This window comes from Paenibacillus sp. JT22N12 (genome assembly GCF_056269365.1).
In genome coordinates this window covers 14,251-36,647 of sequence record NZ_JBWDNU010000013.1, presented here as the reverse complement: position 1 = coordinate 36,647, position 22,397 = coordinate 14,251, and the positions used below count along the sequence as shown (strand labels likewise).

General features: G+C 51.7%; 23 protein-coding genes. 21 read left to right on the top strand and 2 right to left on the bottom strand.

From position 1 onward, the window contains the following. The first annotated feature begins 38 nt into the window (after window positions 1–38). The 21 genes from AC0YOA_RS30965 to yajC all read left to right on the top strand — a co-directional run bounded on the left by AC0YOA_RS30965 (window position 39) and on the right by yajC (window position 20,072). Entirely contained in the window at window positions 39–1,313 is a 1,275-nt protein-coding gene (locus AC0YOA_RS30965) for an Rne/Rng family ribonuclease (RefSeq protein WP_475789900.1), read from the top strand. 204 nt (window positions 1,314–1,517) lie between these two features. Then, window positions 1,518–1,829: a 50S ribosomal protein L21 gene (gene rplU / locus AC0YOA_RS30960; protein ID WP_475765233.1), complete on the top strand. Its 312-nt coding sequence runs from the start codon at window positions 1,518–1,520 to the stop codon at window positions 1,827–1,829. Between the two features lie 14 nt (window positions 1,830–1,843). Then, window positions 1,844–2,182, top strand: coding sequence for a ribosomal-processing cysteine protease Prp (locus tag AC0YOA_RS30955; RefSeq protein ID WP_475789899.1), 339 nt, complete (start codon window positions 1,844–1,846; stop codon window positions 2,180–2,182). Window positions 2,183–2,199: 17 nt separating this feature from the next. Beyond that, entirely contained in the window at window positions 2,200–2,514 is a 315-nt protein-coding gene (rpmA, locus tag AC0YOA_RS30950; RefSeq protein ID WP_210045658.1) for a 50S ribosomal protein L27, read from the top strand. 297 nt (window positions 2,515–2,811) lie between these two features. Next, window positions 2,812–3,369, top strand: coding sequence for a Spo0B domain-containing protein (locus AC0YOA_RS30945; protein ID WP_475789898.1), 558 nt, complete (start codon window positions 2,812–2,814; stop codon window positions 3,367–3,369). Between the two features lie 14 nt (window positions 3,370–3,383). After that, entirely contained in the window at window positions 3,384–4,706 is a 1,323-nt protein-coding gene (obgE, locus tag AC0YOA_RS30940; RefSeq protein WP_475789897.1) for a GTPase ObgE, read from the top strand. 356 nt (window positions 4,707–5,062) lie between these two features. Beyond that, a complete protein-coding gene (locus AC0YOA_RS30935) occupies window positions 5,063–5,500 on the top strand; it encodes an ACT domain-containing protein (protein ID WP_210045661.1) in 438 nt (145 codons plus the stop codon). 23 nt (window positions 5,501–5,523) lie between these two features. Further along, window positions 5,524–6,810, top strand: coding sequence for a homoserine dehydrogenase (locus tag AC0YOA_RS30930; RefSeq protein ID WP_475789896.1), 1,287 nt, complete (start codon window positions 5,524–5,526; stop codon window positions 6,808–6,810). A gap of 178 nt (window positions 6,811–6,988) precedes the next feature. Next, entirely contained in the window at window positions 6,989–7,969 is a 981-nt protein-coding gene (thrB, locus tag AC0YOA_RS30925) for a homoserine kinase (RefSeq protein ID WP_475789895.1), read from the top strand. Then, window positions 7,966–8,832 carry a prephenate dehydratase gene (gene pheA / locus AC0YOA_RS30920; protein WP_475789894.1) on the top strand — a complete coding sequence of 289 codons (867 nt, stop codon included), beginning with the start codon at window positions 7,966–7,968 and terminating at the stop codon, window positions 8,830–8,832. The genes thrB and pheA overlap by 4 nt, the downstream gene beginning before the upstream one ends. 25 nt (window positions 8,833–8,857) lie before the next feature. Then, window positions 8,858–9,739 (top strand): branched-chain-amino-acid transaminase, encoded by an 882-nt coding sequence (gene ilvE / locus AC0YOA_RS30915; RefSeq protein ID WP_475789893.1) that lies wholly within the window; start codon window positions 8,858–8,860, stop codon window positions 9,737–9,739. A 167-nt stretch (window positions 9,740–9,906) separates the two neighbouring features. Then, window positions 9,907–11,586, top strand: a complete 1,680-nt coding sequence (locus AC0YOA_RS30910) for a LysM peptidoglycan-binding domain-containing protein (RefSeq protein ID WP_475789892.1) — start codon at window positions 9,907–9,909, stop codon at window positions 11,584–11,586. A gap of 200 nt (window positions 11,587–11,786) precedes the next feature. Next, the gene (locus AC0YOA_RS30905; RefSeq protein WP_475789891.1) at window positions 11,787–12,491 is read left to right on the top strand and encodes a BofC C-terminal domain-containing protein; all 705 of its coding nucleotides are present in this window, start codon (window positions 11,787–11,789) and stop codon (window positions 12,489–12,491) included. Between the two features lie 164 nt (window positions 12,492–12,655). Then, window positions 12,656–13,159 carry a crossover junction endodeoxyribonuclease RuvC gene (gene ruvC, locus AC0YOA_RS30900; RefSeq protein WP_210045668.1) on the top strand — a complete coding sequence of 168 codons (504 nt, stop codon included), beginning with the start codon at window positions 12,656–12,658 and terminating at the stop codon, window positions 13,157–13,159. Next, window positions 13,156–13,785, top strand: a complete 630-nt coding sequence (gene ruvA, locus AC0YOA_RS30895) for a Holliday junction branch migration protein RuvA (RefSeq protein WP_475789890.1) — start codon at window positions 13,156–13,158, stop codon at window positions 13,783–13,785. Before ruvC ends, ruvA begins: the two co-directional genes overlap by 4 nt. A 20-nt stretch (window positions 13,786–13,805) precedes the next feature. Next, a complete protein-coding gene (gene ruvB / locus AC0YOA_RS30890) occupies window positions 13,806–14,828 on the top strand; it encodes a Holliday junction branch migration DNA helicase RuvB (protein ID WP_210045670.1) in 1,023 nt (340 codons plus the stop codon). A 103-nt stretch (window positions 14,829–14,931) separates the two neighbouring features. Next, window positions 14,932–15,369, top strand: coding sequence for a thiol-disulfide oxidoreductase DCC family protein (locus AC0YOA_RS30885; RefSeq protein WP_475789889.1), 438 nt, complete (start codon window positions 14,932–14,934; stop codon window positions 15,367–15,369). A gap of 23 nt (window positions 15,370–15,392) precedes the next feature. After that, a complete protein-coding gene (locus AC0YOA_RS30880) occupies window positions 15,393–17,543 on the top strand; it encodes a SpoIID/LytB domain-containing protein (RefSeq protein ID WP_475789888.1) in 2,151 nt (716 codons plus the stop codon). Between the two features lie 10 nt (window positions 17,544–17,553). Then, window positions 17,554–18,600 carry a tRNA preQ1(34) S-adenosylmethionine ribosyltransferase-isomerase QueA gene (gene queA / locus AC0YOA_RS30875; protein WP_475789887.1) on the top strand — a complete coding sequence of 349 codons (1,047 nt, stop codon included), beginning with the start codon at window positions 17,554–17,556 and terminating at the stop codon, window positions 18,598–18,600. Between the two features lie 17 nt (window positions 18,601–18,617). After that, complete coding sequence (gene tgt, locus AC0YOA_RS30870; RefSeq protein WP_475789886.1) at window positions 18,618–19,751, top strand: tRNA guanosine(34) transglycosylase Tgt; 1,134 nt, start codon at window positions 18,618–18,620, stop codon at window positions 19,749–19,751. An 18-nt stretch (window positions 19,752–19,769) separates the two neighbouring features. After that, the gene (gene yajC / locus AC0YOA_RS30865; RefSeq protein ID WP_210045674.1) at window positions 19,770–20,072 is read left to right on the top strand and encodes a preprotein translocase subunit YajC; all 303 of its coding nucleotides are present in this window, start codon (window positions 19,770–19,772) and stop codon (window positions 20,070–20,072) included. A 126-nt stretch (window positions 20,073–20,198) separates the two neighbouring features. Here the strand turns inward: yajC and AC0YOA_RS30860 are convergent, their stop codons facing one another. Both AC0YOA_RS30860 and AC0YOA_RS30855 read right to left on the bottom strand, forming a co-directional pair. Continuing rightward, window positions 20,199–21,194 carry a class I SAM-dependent methyltransferase gene (locus AC0YOA_RS30860; protein ID WP_475789885.1) on the bottom strand — a complete coding sequence of 332 codons (996 nt, stop codon included), beginning with the start codon at window positions 21,192–21,194 and terminating at the stop codon, window positions 20,199–20,201. A gap of 255 nt (window positions 21,195–21,449) precedes the next feature. Next, complete coding sequence (locus AC0YOA_RS30855) at window positions 21,450–22,319, bottom strand: phosphatase PAP2 family protein (RefSeq protein WP_475789884.1); 870 nt, start codon at window positions 22,317–22,319, stop codon at window positions 21,450–21,452. Between the last annotated feature and the right edge of the window lie 78 nt (window positions 22,320–22,397).

The window sequence follows — 22,397 nt, the reverse complement described above, 5'->3', positions numbered from 1 at the left end:
ATAACCCAGAACACCTACTGGGCAGGTGATAAATCAAGATGAAGCTGATGCTAGTGCATAGTGAAAAGGATAGACTGCAAATCGCAATCGTCGATAAAGGCCGTTTATTGGAATTTTATATGGAAACCAGAGAGATGGACAGCCAGCTTGTCGGGAGTATATTTAAAGGCAGAATCGTGAATGTCCTTCCAGGCATGCAGGCGGCGTTTGTGGATATAGGACTTGTCAAGAACGCATTTCTGTATATTGACGACGTGCTTCATCCCCATCTGGACCAGCAGCCGAAGGAGAAGCCGACGATCGCTCAGCTTCTGCGGGTCGGTCAGGAGATTCTGGTGCAGGTTGTCAAGGAGCCTCTTGGAGGAAAAGGGGCGCGCGTAACCACACATTTCTCGCTGCCGGGGAGATTTCTCGTGTATATGCCTCATGCCGCCTATGTCGGAGTTTCCAAAAAAGTGAAGATGGAGCAGGAGCGGACAAGGCTGCGTTCATTTGGTGAACGTTTCCGCCATTCTGATGAAGGAATCATTCTGCGTACCGCGGCCGAGGGCGAGGCCAGTGACGCGCTGCAGACGGATGTGCAGTTCCTGCGGGAGCTGTGGCAGGGAATTGAGGCCCGTTCGGAGGATACTCCGGTACCTGCGGAGCTTCACCGCGAGGCAGGTCTTGCCCACCGGCTGGTGAGAGATCTGCTTACTGTGGAAATGGACGAGGTCTGGATCGACGATCAGGAATTTTACACCGAGACGGAAGCATTAATCAGGCAAATGGCGCCTACCATGCAATCCCGGCTGCGGTTCTATGATCAGTCTCACTCCAGTCATTCTTCTGTCGGGCTCATGAACCGCTATCAGGTGAATCATCAGCTGCAGGAGGCATTCGAGCGCCGTATCCGTCTGAGCAGCGGAGGAGATCTGGTCTGGGATGAAACGGAGGCTTTTACCGTGATTGATGTCAATACCGGTAAATTTGTCGGCTCGCGCGATTTGGAAGATACGGTGTTCCAGACGAATATGGAAGCGGCCGAGCAGATTGCCAGATTGCTGCGGCTGCGTGATGTAGGCGGCATTATTATCATTGATTTTATTGATATGGAGCAGGAATCGCACCGCGAACAGATCGCACACCGGCTGGAGAGTTTGCTCAAGCTTGACCGCACCAAATGCCAGGTTGTCGGCTGGACCCGTCTTGGACTGCTGGAGCTGACCCGCAAGAAGGTTCGCGATCATGTCATGAATCAATTGCTGGAGGTTTGTCCGGTTTGCAAGGGCAGGGGCAGAGTGAATATGTCCAGACCATCGGGCGGCAAGTAAATAAACCGGCAGTTTGATAGCTGGAATGGAATTATATTGTTGCTATTGTGACTGATCCTGTGATAATATATTATGGTGCCTGTTGGAGTGGGATTTTTCCCCTGCAGTCATTTACCGCACAGAACAGGTTGACAAGCCCGGCCGGTTATTGAATCGGAAGGCACCTGCATCAGGCGAGTCTTCGAAAATAAGGAGGTGCACTACATGTTCGCGATTATTGAAACGGGTGGTAAACAATACAAGGTTCAAGAAGGCGATGTTCTTTACATCGAGAAATTGAACGCCGGTGATGGCGAGAGCGTAACGTTCGACCGCGTACTGGCTGTTTCCAATAAAGATGGTCTCGTAACCGGAACTCCCGTTGTTGCTGGAGCTTCTGTTACAGCTACAGTTGAGAGACACGGCAAAGGTCAAAAAATTATCGTTTACAAATACAAGGCGAAGAAAAACTACCGTCGTAAGCAAGGTCATCGTCAGCCGTATACGAAAGTAACGATTGGCGCGATCAAGGCTTAAGTGAGGTCCCAGGGATGATTACGATCACTATTTTGCGGCATTCCGCCGAGAATTCACGTATCGTATCATTTGCGATTGAAGGACATGCGAAGTTTAAGAATCCAGGCAAAGATATCATTTGCGCCGGGGTATCGGCCATTTCGGTCGGTACAGTCAACGCGATTGAGGAGCTTGCGGGTCTGGAGCTTCCTGCTTCCATGGACAATGGGTGGCTGCAGTCTGATATTCCGGAGCAGAGCGATCCCGCTATGAACGAAAGGGTGCAGCTGCTGCTGGAATCGATGATTGTTATGCTCAGCACAATCGTAACCTCTTACGGAAAGTACGTTCAGATTCGTCAACTAACTCGGTAACAAAGGAGGGTACAACCATGTTGAAACTGAATCTTCAGTTATTCGCATCGAAGAAGGGTGTAGGTTCCACAAGAAATGGTCGTGACAGCCAATCGAAACGTTTGGGCGCCAAACGCGCAGACGGTCAATTGGTAACGGCGGGCAGCATCTTGTTCCGTCAACGCGGAACCAAAATCCATCCGGGCAATAATGTCGGGATCGGAAAAGATGACACATTATTCGCATTAATCGAAGGCGTTGTGAAGTTTGAACGCTGGGGACGTGTACGTAAGAAAGTTAGCGTATACTCGGTCGAGGCTGCTCCGGTAGCTGCGGCAGTCGAAGCGCAATAATCAAGCTCGCCCCGGTCTGCACGCAGGCCGGGGCTTCCTTTTTTTCCTTAGGCGGCGCCTGGAAGCATATGCTATACTGGTAATGGCTAGGAGAGAACAGGAAAGTAGGATCGGTCCATGAATCGCTTTAACAGGAACAAGTATTATGCAGCCGCGTCATTGATTATCCCAACCGCTGCCGTTCTCACATGGCGGTTTGAGCCTTGGTTTTTAGCGGGTTTCGTTGTTTGGTTCTTGGCGGCCGGGGCGGTCTGGGCATGGTGTGTACGAAAAGAATTTGCGTTACGGGAAGCCCGGATGATTCATGTGCTGCAGACATTATCAATTACAACTTTAAATCATCATCGTCATGACTGGATGAATGATTTGCAGGTTTTATACGGCTATATCAGGATGCAGAAGGCCGAGAAGGCAGTTCAATGTGTGGAGCAAATAAGAGAACGAATGATGACTGAGAGCAAGATCGCCAAGCTCGGCGTTCCATCGCTTGTCACTTTTCTGCAGTCCTTTCGAACGCTGACGAATGACGTGGAGCTGGATATTGATATTGAGGGTGACCTTAATTTCATGGAATTGGGTATTGACGGTCATCGCGCAGCACAGACTATGCAGGACATTATTGATGCGTACCGGCTCGCGGTTAAACCGGATTCCGGAGATGCGGCCAAGCTGCTGGTCGATCTATCGCTGAACGAGAATACAATGACCGCTTCGTTTCATTATGACGGCGGAATGAAGGATACAAACGAATGGAAGCATAAATGTAAGCGGGCGATGACAGATTCGCCGCTGAGGGCAGCCGGAGCGGATATAGAGCCGGACAATTTGGTGCTCCATGCGGAGCTTGTGAAATAAACGGAGGCTGGGGCATGTTTGTCGACAAAGCAAAGATTTTTGTAAAAGGCGGGGACGGCGGTAATGGTATCGTATCCTACCGCCGGGAGAAATATGTTCCCGAGGGCGGACCGGCCGGCGGAGACGGGGGCCGGGGAGCCGATGTGATTTTTCGCGTGGATGAAGGGCTTCGGACGCTGATGGACTTCCGGTATCAGAAGCATTTCAAGGCGGAGAAGGGCGAACGCGGCAAAGTGAAAAGCATGCATGGAGCCAATGCCGAGCACATGATTGTCCGGATACCGCCAGGCACGATTATTATTAATGACGATACCCAGGAAATTATTGCCGATATGACCCAGCACGGCCAGCAGATCGTTGTAGCGCGCGGCGGACGGGGCGGACGGGGAAACTGCCGGTTTGCCACCGTAAGCAATCCGGCTCCGGATTTTGCCGAGAACGGTGAAGAAGGCCAGGAACGCTGGATCGTTCTCGAGTTGAAGGTAATGGCGGATGTTGGACTGGTCGGATTTCCGAGTGTAGGCAAGTCTACGCTGCTCTCGGTCGTTTCGGGGGCGAAGCCGAAGATCGGCGCCTACCATTTTACAACGCTGTCACCGAATCTTGGTGTGGTCGAAGTCGGCGACGGCCGGAGCTTCGTCATGGCGGATCTGCCAGGTTTGATTGAGGGAGCTCATGAAGGCGTGGGACTGGGCCATGATTTTCTGAGACATGTAGAGCGGACGCGTGTTATTGTGCACGTGGTCGACATGTCCGGATCCGAAGGCAGAGATCCATTCGAGGACTGGAACAAGATCAATGAAGAGCTGGCTCTGTATAATCCGCTGCTGGCTAAACGTCCTCAAATTATTGCCGCCAACAAGATGGACATGCCGGATTCGCAGGAGCAGCTGGAGCTGTTCCGGGAACAGTTGAGCGGGCTTGACGGCGAGATGGAGTACGAGATCGTTCCGATGTCTTCTCTAACCAAGCAGGGCGTACAGGAACTGCTCTACAAAGCTGCGGATCTGCTTGAAACCGTACCGGAAATGCCGCTTATCGAAGAGGTCAAGGATGTAGCAGAGCGTAAAGTTTATACGCTGGAGCAGCAGGAAGACGAGTCCTTTACCGTCGGCAAGGAAAACGAAGGCTTCTATGTCGAGAGCGCAGCAATCGAGAAATTTATGAGGCGCGTCAATTTGAACACGCATGATGCCGTCATGCGGTTCGCCCGCACTCTGCGGAAAATGGGAGTCGACGCAGAGCTGCGTAAAATCGGAGCAAAGGACGGCGACACCGTTCGGATCGGGGATTTCTCATTCGAGTTCTTCGAGGGCAGCGATTATTTCTACGAATAATGCTTCTCCTGCAATGGCTGATTTGGCATAGAAATGAAGTGGGACAGAAATAAGACGGACCCGGATAATATGCCGGGTTCGTCTTATTTTTTGTTGGAACTACAAGAAAATATAAATTAGGTCTATACTATGCCAAAGTTTCTAGGGTGAAGAAGCTTTGTCCCTGAGGACGGCAAAGCGGTTTCTTCTTGCTTAAGAAGATGCATACGGGAGCATTAAGCCTCAGGCTTCCCACTTCTGTCAAATCAGGTATAATAGAAATATTGTGTTCATGGAATTGCCTATTGCCGCTTTGGTGGATATTCGATATAATGTCCACTATAGAAGAACAGATGTCTTTCTTAGGAGGACGATTAGTGGCGGAACGATATTTTATCGTCCGAGAGGACATTTTGCCTGAGGCGATTGTCAAAACGATTCAGGTCAAAGAGATGCTCCAGCGCGGCGAGGCCGCTACTGTCCATGAAGCGACGGAGCGTGCCGGACTGAGCAGAAGCGCCTTCTATAAGTACAAGGATGGCGTTCATATGCTGAATCAGCTCGAACGTGAACGGATTGTCACGATCTCCATGGATTTGGATCACCGCTCGGGTGTCTTGTCCAAAGTGCTTGGTCTTGTTGCAAGCTCGGAGGGCAATGTGCTGACGATTCATCAGAGCATTCCGCTTCAAGGATTAGCCAATGTAGTTATTTCTGTCGATACTTCGCAGATGGGCGGGACGCTGACGGAGCTTATGACAGCCATTCATGAACAGGATGGCGTCCGCAAAGCGTCGGTCATCGGACAAGGATAGAACGAGTTGATGGAGGAGAAATCATGAAACCGGTAAAAGTGGGACTGCTTGGTCTTGGAACGGTTGGAACGGGTGTTGTTCGGATCGTCGAAGGACATCAGGAGGATTTGCAGAGCCAGGTGGGTTCGCCGATCGTTATTGATAAAATATTGGTGCAAGATGTGAATAAGAGCCGCGCGGTGAATATTGATCCGGGCAAGCTTACAGAGGATCCCTGGGATATTATTCATGATCCGGATATTTCCGTTATTGTCGAGGTCATGGGCGGGATTGAACTGACCAAAGGATATATTCTTGAAGCATTGGCGAGGGGCAAGCATGTCATTACGGCAAATAAGGATCTGATGGCTCTGCATGGCCCCGAGATTCTGGCCAAAGCGCAGGAGCATGGATGCGATGTGCTCTATGAAGCCAGCGTCGCCGGAGGCATACCGATCATCCGCACGCTCGTTGAGGGTTTTTCTTCAGATCGGATTACAAAAATTATGGGGATCGTCAACGGAACGACCAACTTCATCCTGACCAAAATGACGCAGGAGGGCACTGCGTATACGGAAGCGCTGGCTGAAGCCCAGCAGCTCGGCTATGCCGAAGCGGATCCGACATCGGATGTCGAAGGGCTGGATGCGGCCCGCAAAATGACCATTCTTTCGACACTTGGCTTTCGTGCGAATATTGCACTGGAAGATGTCGATGTGAAGGGAATATCATCGGTCAGCCGCGAGGATATTTTATATGCGGGCCGGCTTGGATATGTGGTGAAGCTGCTTGGAATTGCAGAGAGCCAGGATGACTTTATCAGCGTCAGCGTGCAGCCGACAATGGTGAAGCATACCCATCCGCTTGCTTCGGTCAATGGCGTCTTTAACGCGGTTTATGTATTTGGCGAAGCCGTCGGCGAAACCATGTTTTACGGCGCCGGAGCAGGAGAACTGCCGACTGCTACATCGATTGTGGCTGATCTGGTGGCTGTCATCAAGAATTTGAAGCTCGGTGTCAACGGCAAACAGGCGCTGCTCTCCTATAAGCAGAAGAAGCTCAAGACCGATGAGCAGATTGCATCGAAGTATTTTATGCTGCTGCATGTCGATGACCGCGCAGGCGTTCTGGCGAAGATCACGCAAGCCTTTGCGGAATGCGAGGTCAGTCTGGAATCTGTGCTTCAGCAGCCCAATGCTAGCATACCCGAAGCGGAAATCATCATTATTACGCATGATGCCAGCAAAGCGGCAGTTCTGAAGGTGCTGGAATCCTTTGAAAGTATGGATGTGGTTAAGACCATCAGGAGCGTTTACCGTGTAGAAGGCTGACTCAGTCATTTTAATTACTTTAAGTAAGGAAACTAACTTTGCCGCCCAGGGGGCATCAAAGCCGTTTCTCTATGTATAACCCTTTTTGAAGGAGTATTGACACGCATGAGATACCTTGGTTTGCTTCAGAACGGCAAAAAATATTTGCCTGTAGTCTCGGATTGGGATGTGGTGTACGATGACTGATCGCAAAATAATCGTTAAGGTTCCTGCCAGCACGGCCAATTTGGGTCCAGGTTTCGACACGCTGGGCATGGCGCTTTCCCTCTATTCCTGGCTGGAGATGTCATTGCCCCGAAGCGGCAAGACGGTCATTGAACTGCATGGCGAGGGCTTGGATGGCATTCCGCTGGATAAGTCCAATCTGATTTACAAAGTAGCACAGCTGGTATTCGCAGAGGCAGACATTGAGATTCCGGAGCTGCACATCGCCATGTACAGCGATATTCCGCTTACCAGAGGACTTGGGAGCAGCGCTTCGGCTATCGTCGGAGCCTTGACGGCGGCCAACGCCCTGGTTGGCTTCCCGTTGACGGACGACCGGCTGTTCCAGATCGCGACGAAGCTGGAAGGGCATCCCGATAATGTCGGGGCTTCGCTTTTTGGCGGCATTGTTGTCTCGGCCTGGGACGGAGAGCGGGCGGAGAAGGTTCGCCTTGATCCGCATGTAGAGCTTGAGGTCCTGGTAGCCATCCCGGCGTTTCATCTAGCAACGGAAAAAGCCCGTCATGCGCTGCCTGTGCACATACCGCATGCAGATGCAGTCTTCAATGTCTCCAGCAGCTCGCTGCTCGTCGCCGCATTGGCAAGCGGGAAGCTGGAGCTGATCAAGCATGCGATGCGGGACCGGCTGCATCAGCCTTACCGGGCCGCACTAATTCCGGGAATGCAGGAAATACTGAATAAGGCAACAGAGTACGGTGCCCTTGGAGCTGCTCTTAGCGGGGCGGGGCCGACACTGCTGACTCTTGTTGATACTAACAGTCTGCGCAAGGCGGAACTGGAGCAGTTTCTCATTCAGACACTCGGCAAGGCAGGAATCAAGGCGGAGACGCTGTGGCTTAAGCCATGTGCGACTGGCCCTGAAATAACCATTCTGCAGGGTGAAGAGAACGGCGGCTCGCTGCTGGAGCGGATTAAAGGAGAAGTAAGAGCATGATACGAGTTGCGTGTTTGACACAAGGATCAACGTCGGATGAGGCGGCGAGATACCTGTTCTCCGGCGTCGAGGTTGATTACAAGTACTTTCGGATTATTGGAGATGTTTTTCTTGCCACGGCCGACGGGACAACCGACTACAGCATTATTCCAATAGAAAATACGATTGACGGCTCTGTAAGCCTACATACCGATTGGCTGGTTGATGAGGTGAATCTGCCGATTCAGGCTGAGTGGGTATATCCTTCCATCCAAAATCTCATCGGGCCGCTGGCAGAGCTCTCCGGCGCAGACGGAGTCCTGGATTACAACCGGATTACCAAGGTAATGAGCCATCCTGTTGCCATGGCGCAGTGCCTGCAGTACCTGCGCAAGCATCTTCCGCATGCGGAACTGGAGCATGTGGGAAGCACGGCTGAAGCGGTAAGCATCGTAAGGGAAAATCCGCTAAGCGGATGGGCGGCAATCGGTCAGACGACGGCAGCATGGAACAACGGGCTTGATGTGCTTGAGCGGGGCGTAACCGATCATGACAACAATTTTACGCGATTTCTTCTTATAGGCCCGGAGCCGTTGACCAGCAGACAATCGCAGGCATATAAAACAAGTATATTAATTACGCTGCCGGAGGATTATCCGGGTGCGCTTCATCAGGTGCTGTCTGCTTTCGCGTGGCGCAAAATCAATCTTTCCCGCATCGAGTCGCGCCCGACGAAAAAAAAGCTGGGCAATTATTATTTTCTCATCGATATCGAAATGTCATTGGATACCGTATTGCTTCCATCCGCAATCAGCGAGATTGAGGCAATTGGCTGCCAGGTCCGAACGCTGGGCAGCTATCCCAGCTTCACATATGAAGGCTAATATTCCTGGAGGTGCACACACGCATATGGCAGAGCAAGTTATTTATTTGAATGGAGAATTCGTTACTAAGGAAAATGCAAAGGTATCGGTTTACGATCATGGCTTTCTTTATGGCGATGGAATATTTGAAGGGATTCGCATATATAACGGCAATATTTTCAAATGCAAGGAGCATCTTGACAGGCTGTACGACTCGGCAAAATCCATAATGCTGGATATTCCCCTTTCCTATGAGGAAATGGAACAAGCCTTGGTCGAGACAATCCGGCGCAATGAGTTCCGCGACGGGTATATCCGGCTGGTTGTGTCCCGCGGACCCGGCAATCTGGGGCTTGATCCGAAGCGCTGCCCGACCGCATGGGTAATCATCATCGTCGAACAGCTGGCCATTTACCCGCCTGAAGCATACCGCGACGGCCTTGTCTCTGTATCGGTATCCCAGCGCCGCAACATCCCGGATGCGCTCAATCCGAAGATCAAATCGCTCAATTACCTCAATAATATTCTGGTTAAAATCCAGGCTAACCTTGCAGGCGTAGGCGAGGCAATCATGCTGAATGCCCAAGGCTATGTGGCGGAAGGCTCGAGCGACAACATTTTTATTATCAAGAAAGGTGTCGTGTACACGCCGCCCTGCTATATCGGAGCGCTTGAAGGCATCACCCGCGCAGCCATTATGGAACTGTGCGATAAACTGGGCTATAAGCTCAAGGAAGAGCCGTTCACGCTTCATGACGTATTTGTGGCCGACGAGGTGTTTTTCACAGGGACGGCTGCTGAAGTTATCGCTGTGCGCGAGGTGGACGGCAGAACGATCGGCTCCGGCAAAGCGGGCCCAATCACAACCCGTCTGCTTGAAGAATTCCGTAAGATTGTTGAAGTTGATGGCGTAAAAGTATACGAGTAATCATGGTTTTATTAGGGCCTGCTGCGGGATTTTGTCCCGCGGCGGGCCAATTTTTTTTTGCTAAAGAGTGTGGCAGCCGCCTATCTCTCGCATAGGATGTAGGGATTGGTGGATGGGCGTTCGCCGCTGCCCATAAACTACAGACCGTGACAGGAGGTAAGTGGCAAGTGAAAATTCATATTGTGAAAAAAGGCGATTCATTATATATGATCGCTCAAAAGTATGGCGTGTCTTTGGAAGACATTGTTGAGCTTAATCCATCCATAACAAACGTAGATATGATTGATGTGGGAATGAAGATTAAAATCCCGGCATCGAAGCCGGAAGACATGGAAATCATGCATCAGCATGAGGTTAAACAAGGGGATACACTTTGGAAGCTGTCCAAAGCCTGGGGCGTTCCGCTGAGCGATATGATTAAAGCCAATCCTCAGCTCAAAAACCCGAACGTTCTGCTGACGGGTGAGATTGTCAACATTCCCAAGACCAGCACTCCGGGTCAAATGCCGCATATGCACGATCAGCATCATGAGGATGCAGGCCATCATCCGCTTCATCCATCTTCGGTGATGCAAGGCGTACAGGGTTTGATGGGAAAGATGTCCACGGCACCCTTCATCGGCAAAAAGCCGACTGGGCAAAAGCCGAGCACGATGCCTGTTCCAACTCCTGTCCCGACACCGGTTCCCATGCCCCTTCCAGAGCCTGCGCCTGCTCCTGCTCCAATGCCTGTTGTGCCAGTGATGGAGAAGCCGAAAACGTACCCGATCCATGTCGAATACGAGAAGCATATCGATTTGTTTCAACAATACGGAGTGCCGGCTACCGAGGTAATGTCATTGTATGATATGCCTAATATGCCGGAGAATGTCTCGCCGGCAATGCAAACTCATGGATACGGCTACCCGATGACTTCTCCGGCAATGTCCGGAGGCTATGGTTATTCAATGCCGACCGCTGTGAGTCCCGCTGAAATGGGGCCGGCTAATTGGTGTCCGCCCGGGCAGGTGATGGGCTCATCAACGCTGCCTTGGGGAGCACCGGCACCAATGCCCTACGGACCGATGGGCGGTTACGGGATGGAGAACGAAATGGTATCTCCGGCAATGATGATGCCGCAAGGAGGAGGCTACGGGCAGTATGATCAAACGGCCGTGTCTCCGGCAATGATGATGCCGCAAGGAGGAGGCTACGGGCAGTATGATCAAACAGCCGTGTCTCCGGCAATGATGATGCCGCAAGGAGGCGGCTACGGGCAGTATGATCAAACGGCTGTGTCTCCGGCAATGATGATGCCGCAAGGAGGCGGCTACGGGCAATATGATCAAACGGCCGTATCTCCGGCAATGATGATGCCGCAAGGAGGCGGCTACGGGCAGTATGATCAAACAGCCGTGTCTCCGGCGATGATGATGCCGCAAGGAGGCGGCTACGGGCAGTATGATCAAACAGCCGTGTCTCCGGCAATGATGATGCCGCAAGGAGGCGGCTACGGGTATTATGATCAGACGGCCGTGTCTCCGGCGATGATGGGGCCATATGGAGGTTACCCGTCTGCAACGCTAAGCCAGGCGGAATCACCTTATCCGAGCTATAATTATGTCGGAAATGGCCAGGTTGCGGCCCAGCAGACCACCGGTTCCGGCAAAAAGCCCTGCAACTGCGGATGCCATGACCGCGATGAGGAGGAGCAGGCTGAAATAAATGAGAGCGTCGAGCAAAGCCAGCCGGCCAAGGTGGCGAAGATCCGCAAGCCCGCTGCCAAGCCAGCAGTCCGGGTATCCCGTAAGGCACAGACCCAGCAAAGACAGAAAAACCGCGGCTCCTACCCGTGGATTAACCGATAATTGAATTTTAAATATATGGCTCTCTCCGGTCCTCGTTGGACAGGGGAGAGTCTTTTACTAACTGCTTCCGAAGTGAAAAATGTCATGTCCGGTCCGTCTTCTTTCATTCTATCAGGACTTTTGTTTCACAATATTCCAAGGCGCATATTTCCTGAACAATGGAGGAATACTAGCAGAAAAGTTAAAAGGGGAGTTCCTCCATGATGGAATTCAGCCTGTGGAAGCAGTTGAAGAAGAGAATCCGCCGCCGCCGCCGCTCCTTGTGGACGCTTGGCTCTATGCTCGTCCTGGTTAGTATATCGGCACTATCCGAAGACGTTTATGCTGCTAGCCTTCAGGATAGCAGCGGCTCCATGAACATAGCCAGGGTCGATGTCTCCCGAATGCTGCCGGAGACGCATGGAGAGAGTGAATCCCCTCCTGCTGCCAGCAGCAGTGTCATCAAGCTTCTGGCTGAGCATCAGGGGCAGGTGAAGGTTTGGCTGCATCGGACGTATATATGCGGTGAGGAGACGTCTTCACTTGGAACAGCGGATGCCCGAGCAGTTCTTGGGATGCTTAAACAACATCCGGAATGGACGGCGGTTATAGGTAAAAACAGTACGGTTGTGATGGAGCAGCGCATGGATGACTTGTCAGAAGCTTGCAAAAGCCATGCCTATATTGGAATAGACAAGGATGGCAACCTCACATTATTCGATGGGCCGCCGAAAAAAGAGAAAGTCATGCGGACCTTTTTTCAGCTTGATGTTAACTACATGGAGAGCAGTCTGCCCAAGGAGCGAATGGATGAATTATTGAACGGTATACGGATAAGCGATCTGGACGGATACAACAGCGTGTTGTCCACATTCAGCGACTATGCACTGGACGAAAGCGAGAAGGTCATGAAGTCCACTTATTGAACTAGAGATGAAGCAGGACGTGCGTGGGTTGCCGCATGTCCTTTTTTGTGTGCATATGAGATTCCGGCGAAAGACAAAACGCGTGTTCTCATTCCGCTTATCATTTGTTATAATGGGAGGTAGGCAAAAAAGGCCAATTGACTGGCATGAGGAGAGATTAGGCCTTGCGTGTATTAGGAATCGATCCGGGAATCGCCATTGTAGGATTCGGATTCATCGATAAAATAGGACATAAACTTGTTCCCGTCCAGTATGGCTGCATTGAAACCAAGGCACATACTCCCCAGGAAGAGCGGTTACTGCAGGTGTATGAGTCGACTTGCTCGCTCCTTGACAAATATAAGCCGGATACTGTAGCGGTCGAGAAGCTTTTCTTCAACCGGAATGTGACAACAGCCTTTGCGGTTGGCCAGGCGCGCGGCGTTATCATACTGGCTGCCGCGCAGCGGGGTCTGCCGGTTTCCGAATATACACCGCTGCAGGTGAAGCAGGCGGTAGTGGGTTACGGGAAGGCGGAGAAGCGCCAGGTGCAGGAGATGGTCAAGATGCTGCTGAAGCTCAGCGCAATCCCGAAGCCGGATGATGTTGCTGATGCGCTGGCTATCGGAATTTGCCATGCCCACTCTTCTGTACTTACCGCCAAAATTAACGAGGTGACGCGCCGATGATCGATTTTGTGAGAGGCCGCGTTGTCCATCTGGATGCTGAATATGTGGTTATTGATGTCCGGGATATCGGATACCGTGTCTATACGCCCAATCCATACGCGTTTGCGGCAGGAGATGAGAGTGTAACGGTTTATACCCATCATCATGTCAGAGAGGATGCTATACTGCTGTTCGGGTTTCAAAGCCGCGAGGAGCAGGCGATGTTTCGCAGGCTCCTGGAGGTTTCCGGGATAGGGCCGCGCGTGGCACTGGGAATCCTCGCGGGAGGACGTCCGGAGACAATTATCGCCGCCATCCAGCAGGAGAATGTAGCATTTCTGATGAAGCTGCCGGGAATCGGAAAGAAGACGGCGCAGAGGATGATTCTGGACTTGAAGGATAAGCTTGCTTCCGTATCTCCTGGATTCGGCGTTAACGGAGGCTGGTCGCTTGAAGAGGACTTTGCTCCAGCTGGCGCAGGTGAAGGCGGTAAGGTTTGGCAGGAAGCACGTGAAGCTCTTGGCGCGTTGGGCTATACGGCGGCTGAGCTTGACAGGGCCTGGACCTTGCTGCAAAATACGGCAGTTCCGGACGAGACAGTGGACGCGCTTATGAAAAGAGCGCTGCAGCAGTTGTTTAAAGGTTGAGGGGAAGGAGGCAGGCGTGAATGGATGATCGGATAATTTCCGCTAACCTCATGATGGAAGACCAGGCGGTGGAGCTTAGTTTGCGTCCCCGTTACCTGGCTGAATATATTGGCCAAACGCAGGTCAAGGAAAATTTGAAAGTGTTTATCGAAGCCGCGAAACTGCGCAAGGAAGCACTTGATCATGTGCTTTTGTATGGTCCCCCAGGGCTTGGCAAGACCACGCTCTCCAATATTATCGCCAATGAGCTTGGAGTAAATTTGCGGACGACGAGCGGCCCTGCGATCGAGCGTCCCGGCGATCTTGCCGCATTGCTTACGAATTTGCAGGAAGGCGATGTGCTGTTTATCGACGAGATCCACCGTCTCCACCGGAGTGTGGAGGAGGTGCTGTACCCGGCGATGGAGGACTTTGCACTGGATATTATGATCGGCAAGGGACCGAGCGCCCGCTCAGTCCGGCTGGAGCTGCCGCCTTTTACTCTTATTGGCGCTACCACAAGGGCAGGATTGCTCTCTGCTCCTCTGCGGGACCGGTTCGGAGTGACCAGCCGACTGGAATTCTACAATGTTGATGAGCTTGCTTACATCGTCAACCGCGCTGCGGAAATATTGGGAGTGAGTGTGATTGGCGAGGCGGCCGGGGAGATTGCGACGCGCTCGCGGGGGACGCCGCGGATTGCCAACAGGCTGCTCAAGCGGGTGCGCGATTTTGCCCAGGTGCGCGGGGACGGGATTGTCACCCATGAATTGGCGCAATCCGCACTTGGTCTGATCCAGGTTGATGCGCTGGGTCTTGATCAAATCGATCACAAAATGCTCCGTGCCATGATTTCCAACTATCGCGGCGGTCCGGTGGGTCTTGACACCATTGCCGCTACAATCGGCGAGGAGAGTCAGACGATAGAGGATGTATACGAGCCTTATTTGATGCAAATCGGATTTCTCCAACGTTCTCCGCGCGGCCGCATCGTCACACCGCTCGCTTATCTTCACCTTGGTCTGCCTGTGCCGCAGCGTTTTACAGGTGATGAGGAGAGTTAGCGGCAGCCATAAGCATGGGTTCGTTCGTATGCCTGCAATGACCCTTTGATATGGAGTATAAGGGGTAGTTTGGCTGAAGGAACAAAGGAGGCGGTCTTCTCGGATGGGGAAGCGCGTGAAGGACAATGAAGGCGAGAGGCTTATCGTTTTGTATGACGGTGTATGCAATTTGTGCTTGACCAGTGTGCGGCGAATGAAGGAGCTGCGCTCCTCGGCGGATTTGAGGTTTATCTCCATCCAATCCCTCGAAGAGAGTGAGGAGGAGATTGCAAGCATTCAATCATTCCCCCGCGAACAACTACTCTCCAGGCTTCATGTCATTGATCAGGGCGGGGCTGTTTATGCAGGAGCAGATGGTATAGTTCGTATTCTGCGTACTGTCCGTAATTTGAAGTGGGTGGCTCTTCTCTACCGTATACCGGGTATGCGGGGAATGGCTGATTACTTGTACAGATATATTGCTGCAAGACGTTATGACTGGTTTGGCAAAGCAGACGATGGCTGTACGAATGGGTCGTGCACCCTGCCGAGGCGTGAATAAAGCATAAGGGGGATGAACGGCATATGAATGTCATGCGTGCAGGCTCTGATAAGAAGGCTGCGGGATCAAAAAGTCCCAAAGCAAGCTACAACTGGGCCGCTACTGCAATGCTTTCAGCACTTGTATTTCTGCTGGTTGCTGCTGCACAGCCTGCTCAGGGAGCGGTTACGTCACTGGATACCATCCGGGTGGGGCTGTTCCTGGATGTTCCGGGCAAATATACGCTGAATACGGCGACGGCCACAGTCTCCTCCGCAGCCCCGATCCAGGTGGGCTTGCGGCAGCCTTCCGCTGTTACGCCATTGTTTCAATCATCCGCTGGAGAGTCGATCCGCTTTACTCTGGACGACTATAAGCCGAAGGTGCTTGAGACCGGCGACTTCCAGACGGCGCTCAGTGCCGCCAAACGGTTGAAAGCAATAGGCGGAACACCGCTGCTGACTTCCATATTCAAAAACAACGGAACAGCATATCAGGTTCTTGAAGGTACATACACAGCAGCAGCAGCAGCGCGCACCGCCAGTGAGAAATGGCAGAAGGACGGCACAATCGCTGCTCTGGGGGGACAAGCCAAGCCGGATATCACCGGCCCTCTGCATGCTGAGGCAGGCTCGTTTAACACCCGGGAAGAAGCTGCGGCTGCGGCGAAATCGTTCGGAGCAGCGGGTATTGACGCGTTCGCAGCAATCAAATCTGTTGGAGGCGCAGCGGGTTCCTACACTGTCATTGTCGGTGCTGCTGCTGATTCGGCCGCATTGGACAATATCAAAGCGCAGGCTGCCGCAGCGGATAACGGCTTGCCGCTGACCGCAACCGATCCCGCTGCCGCTTATGTCATTATCCGCAATGATCATACCATCTCGGAAGCGGCCGCCGCGCCTCAGATGCTGTATTCTGTCCCGATGGCCGAATCGAAGTTGTGGTTGTCCACATCAGCCTCCAGCGGAATTAAACTGACAGAACGATATAACCGCAGCTACCGGGGGCAAATTGAGCTGAGCGGAGTCAACAATAAGCTGACCGTTATTAATGAACTGCCCTTTGAACAATATCTGTACGCTGTTGTAGGAGCGGAAATGCCGGCCTCCTGGCCTGCCGAAGCACTCAAATCGCAAGCGGTGGCTGCCCGCACCTATGCCTTGTTCCAAGGCTTTAAATTTCAGGTTGCGCATGTTGTGGATACGACGCTAAGCCAGGCTTACGGTGGGATTGGTTCGGAGAAGCCCACAACAATTGCCGCAGTGGATGCAACCAAAGGTGAGGTTCTTACGTATAACGGGAGCGTAATCGAAGCTTTGTTCTCTTCCAGCGCAGGCGGACAAACAGCTGATTCCATGGAGATCTGGGGCAATGATGTCGGCTACCTGAAGACGGTAACGAGCCCGGATGAATCCTCCGAGAAGGGACTCAAGCATTGGCAGCGCGCCGTCCTTCCGACAGGAGTGGTTGGTTATATCCGCGAGGATCTGCTGGAAGAGACGGGGGAGAAGAATGCAGCGGGCCAGCCGCTGATGCGGGTGAATGCCGACTCCGTTCAGGTCAGACCCGCCCCGTTGGTGGATGAGAAGGCTGCACCCGTGGCTCAGGTATCCAAAGGTACTTTGGTTACGGTCATTGAGACCGTGGCTGAGTCCAACCAGATGTCGTGGATCAGGGGACCCTATACTTCCGACGCGCTGTTGGCGCTCATGAAGGGCAAGGTTCCAACCGCGGTGAGCGGAGCGGTAAAGACGTTCGAAGTGAGCCAGAAAGGTCCATCCGGACGTCCAACCGAGATTCTGGTCAATGGTCAGAAGCTGGATGTGAAAACACCAGACTCCTACCGTACCGCTTTTGGAGGGCTGCCGAGCACGTTGTTTACCATTGACCAAACCGCGCGCTTAACGATTGCAGGCGCCAGTGGCGGGGTCAGCGAGAGGCCGGCGGAAGGCGGCATGCTTATCGCCTCGGGCAGCTCCCAAACAAAGGAGTTGAGCGGCAATATATTCGTTCTGAGCGGTGATGGTACGGTGAGAGCGGCAACTACGGAACCGGCGTTCCGGTTTGTCGGGCACGGAAACGGGCATGGCGTGGGTCTATCGCAATATGGAGCTTTGGGACTTGCGGGATCAGGGTATGACTACAAATATATTTTGCAATACTACTTTAAAGATGTAACGATCATGAAGGAATGAGAAATAACAGATGAATGTAGATGATTTTGATTTTGAACTGCCGGAATCGCTTATTGCCCAGACACCGTTAGCGGATCGTACCGCTTCCAGGCTGCTGAGCCTCTCTGCCGGGACAGGCATTATCGGCCATCACCGTTTTGTAGACCTGCTGACGATGCTGGTCCCCGGAGACACCATTATACTTAATGATACGAGAGTAATGCCGGCCAGACTCATGGGGATCAAGGCGGATACAGGAGCCAAAGCCGAGCTGCTTTTGTTGAAACAACTGGCCGGAGACCGATGGGAGACCTTGGCCAAGCCGGGCAAACGGTTAAAAGTTGGCGCAGAGCTGATTTTTGGCGAAGACAGCCAGGGCCAGCCTCTTTTGAAGGCTACCATTATTGGCGAAGGCGACATGGGAGCCAGGATAGTTGAATTTCATTACACGGGCATCTTTAACGAGCTGCTCGACCGCCTTGGCGAGATGCCGCTGCCGCCGTACATCAAGGAACGGCTGGATGACCGTGAGCGGTATCAGACCGTGTACGCGAAGCATGAAGGCTCAGCCGCCGCTCCTACGGCAGGGCTGCATTTTACGCAATCGCTGTTGGAGCAGATAACGGCAAAAGGCGTTCACATTGCCTATATAACTCTTCATGTCGGACTGGGCACATTTCGGCCTATGTCAGTGGAACGAATCGAAGAGCATACGATGCATTCGGAATATTATGAATTAAGCCGGGAGACAGCTGCTGTGCTGCAGGCGGCGCGCGAGCGCGGCAGCCGGATAATAGCGGTGGGGACTACCTCGGCGCGAACGCTGGAAACGGTGGCCAGCCGCTTTGAGGGAGAACCGATACGCGAGAGCAGCGGATGGACGGATATTTTCATTTATCCCGGCTATGCGTTCAAGCTTGTCAACGCGCTGCTGACCAATTTTCACCTGCCGAAGTCAACGCTTGTCATGCTGGTCAGTGCGCTCGCAGGGCGCGAGGCGGTGATGAGAGCATATCAGGAAGCAATTGATCGAGAATATCGCTTTTTCAGTTTTGGCGATGCGATGTTTATCTACTAGGAATGGACGAGAGCAAATTGGCGATTACTTACGAATTGATTAAAACCTGCAAGCAGTCCGGAGCCAGGCTCGGAAGGGTGCACACTCCCCATGGAGTCATTGAGACACCGGCATTTATGCCGGTTGGGACTCAGGCAACGGTCAAGACGATGAGTCCTGAAGAACTGAAGCAGATGGATGCTCATATTATACTGAGCAATACCTATCACTTGTTTATTCGCCCAGGACATGAAATTGTCAGGAAAGCCGGCGGATTGCATAAGTTTATGAACTGGGACCGGCCTATTTTGACAGACAGCGGCGGATTTCAGGTATTTAGTTTGAGCAACATGCGTAAAATCAAGGAAGAGGGTGTGGAGTTTCGCTCCCATCTGAACGGGGACAAGCTGTTTCTCTCTCCGGAGAAAGCGATGGAAATCCAAAATGCACTGGGCTCCGATATTATGATGGCTTTCGACGAGTGTGCTCCTTATCCAGCCGAATATGATTATGTGAAGAAATCGCTGGAACGGACCACCCGCTGGGCGGAGCGTTGCCTGGAGTCCCATGCAAGACCTCAGGACCAGGGTCTTTTCGCTATTGTTCAGGGCGGCATGTTTGAAGATTTGCGCCGCCAAAGCGCGACCGAGTTGACTTCCATGGATTTCCCGGGGTATGCTATTGGTGGGCTTAGCGTTGGAGAACCGAAGGATATGATGTATAACGTGCTTGAATGTACGGTTCCGCTGCTTCCAGCCGGGAAACCCCGTTATTTGATGGGAGTAGGATCACCGGATGCTCTCATTGACGGTGCGATCCGCGGAATTGATATGTTCGATTGCGTTCTGCCGACCCGTATTGCGCGTAATGGTACAACGATGACAAGCAGTGGAAGACTTGTTATACGAAATGCCAAGTATGCCGAGGATTTTGGGCCGCTGGATCCGGAATGTTCCTGCTACACCTGTAAGAATTATTCCCGCGCATACATACGCCATCTTATCAAGGCGGAGGAAACGTTCGGTATCCGGCTTACGACGATCCACAATTTGCATTTTCTACTGCAGCTCATGAGGGACGTTCGCCAAGCAATTATGGAAGACCGGCTGCTCGATTTCCGGGAGACCTTCTTTGCTCAATACGGTCTGTTTGAGAACACCAAAGGATTTTAAGGAAAGGGGTGAAAGAAAATGACAGGATTAACATCTATTCTGCCATTTGTACTGATGTTTGCGGTTTTTTATTTTCTCCTTATCCGTCCGCAGCAGCGCAAATCCAAACAACGCAGCAACATGCTGAGCCAATTAAAGAAAGGCGATAAAATCGTCACGATTGGCGGCATGCACGGAACGGTCTTGGAACTTAGTGATGATATCGTGGTATTGCGTGTAAATGACGCGACAAAAATTACCTTCGACCGCAGTGCGGTGAATAACATTGTAACCGCAAGCGCACCAGTCTCACTTGATAAGAAAGAAGAATCAGCTACATAAATAAACAGCCTTCTTGTCAATAAAAGGCCGGCATCTGAAGAGGTTTCTTGCCTCTATCAGCTGCCGGCCTTTTCAATTGGAATTAAGAGATTCAAATGAATATATTCCAGTGGGCGTGGGAAGATCCTAGGATTCCAGAGTGATAAAATACCAATGGCTTTCCGGATGAATGGGAATTTGCGAGACGATGTTAAGTCCGCTGACATGAGCCAAATCCGTGAGCTCTTCCCGGGTCGGTATCGGAAACGGTTTCTGCTGGGCAGGCGTGAGACTGTTGAAGGCATCTGAAAATATTTTACCGCTGGAGGCTGTATGAAGCGGAGTGATGATGGATACCGAGCCGTCTCCAGCCAGAAATCCGCTTACCTTCTCAAGCATCCATTTGCGATCCCGGGGTTTGACCTGATGCAGAACGTTATTCAGCATGACCAGATCTACCGGCTCTTTGGGACCCTTCCAGCTGCGAAAATCTCCCTGCACCAGTTCAATTCTGCCATGGTACTGACGTCTTGTTCCTTTTAAGGACTTGCCAATTAAAGAACGATTTTGCTCGATCCTGATTAATTTAAGTCTTCTGTCCCTTTTAGCCAGTTTTTTCAGATAGGTGGCACGGCCGCAGCCGATGTCCAGAATGGTTTTGGCTCCCTGCCTGCGCACCCATTGCAAGATTTTTGGGTAGGCGAGCGTCTCCAGCAGAGAGGAAAAAGAAGTCGATAATGATTTGGAATATGTATGTGTGCCGTTAGAAGAGGCTGTCAACAGGTCCGGGAAGCGCAGCAGCGTCGGAATGTGGATCTCCATCATTTCCTCCAGCCAGTGTCCTATCGATTCGTTGCTTTCGCTTGAAGCATACTGCCGCATGATGGAGCTTGTCATATAGATATCCCCGGTTTTATGCAAATGCCCGACTTCAATCCCCACATCAGCCCACTGCTGAAGCAGCAGAGGATCCAGCCCATAGCGTTCGGCAATATGGGCAATGGTGCCACCCTGAGAGAACCGGTCAAACAGCTGGGCGGTATAGCCAACATAAGCATGCCAGCTCGAGATGAAGGAGGTATTTTGTTTTGCCCATTTTTTGGCCTGAAAATGGCGGTTCCATTCAATTATGTGCTCTATCATGAGAGCACCTCCCATTGTGCGTAGTTGATGAATTGCTTGGTTGTTGTGACCCAAAGCTTCTGGATCGAATAGTTCTTTTGTTCGATGCAGGAGAGCATCATAGAAATAAATACCGCCATTTAGCCGAGTTGAAACGGGGACTGAAGTAGGGGAAGTACAGTTTCTTCAGGAATTTCTGGAAGTCAAAACAAAAAACACGCTCCGGCTGCAAGAGCCGGGCGTGCGGTGAAAAATGTGCAGGAAATCAGTTCAGTTTCATTCCTCACGAACGAAACTGACATTTGCGGATCCAGGTGCTGGCGATGCATCGGGTCTACTTTTGCGATTTTTGGATGGATCTTTGAACGCGCTGAACTTCATGCCGAGCGTCGAGGCCGCAAGGCCGAGTAGCAAACCTCCGCACATATCGATGAGCCAGTGTATACCCAGGTAGAAAATCGCAAAGATCACGACAACCGCGCTGATGCTGCAGAACCAGGCCCAGCGTTTGTTGCCTGAGCGTATAGCCAGAATGGCAAGCGTTACGGATATGGAGGTGTGCAGGCTTGGAAAGCAATTATTTATTCCGGATAAAGCCCGGTATTCCGTCTCAAAGTGTGGAAAAGCGTCAAGCATCAAAAACTGCACAGTTGGATCATGCGCCCAAACCTCATTGACAGGGAAATATAAATAAAACGGGATAGCTACAAGATAGTTCAGCATGATCGCGTAGCATAACGCGTAGAACATGCGCCGGGTTTTTTGCTGATACGTATAAAGACCGATTGAAGTGATGAGCAGCGCTTGAAATACAACGACATACATCATCGCCAGTACAGTCGTCAAAATATCATTTTTAAAGAAATGCTGCAGGTTGCCCACAAAATGACCTTCGATTGATTGAAAAAAAGTAGCGAAATCATGAGTGTTTGTCATATTTTGTTCGATAGAAAGCTCATATTTATTGAAAAATAAAATGAGCATCATTGCTGCAAAATGAAGCAGGTATTTGCGGTTCGTCGCCAGCTCTTTCAGAAATAATCCGCCGATGCGAAGCGGGTTGCTCAAAGAACCATACCCCAATAAAATGACAACCACAATCGTGGTGTAGATGGCAACGGTTGTCATATTGTTGAACAGAATCATCGTAGTTACGTTCCCCCTAAAAAACCGGTTTCTATGGCTGCGATTCAGTATAGCATATTTTAAGGGGGAGACTGCATG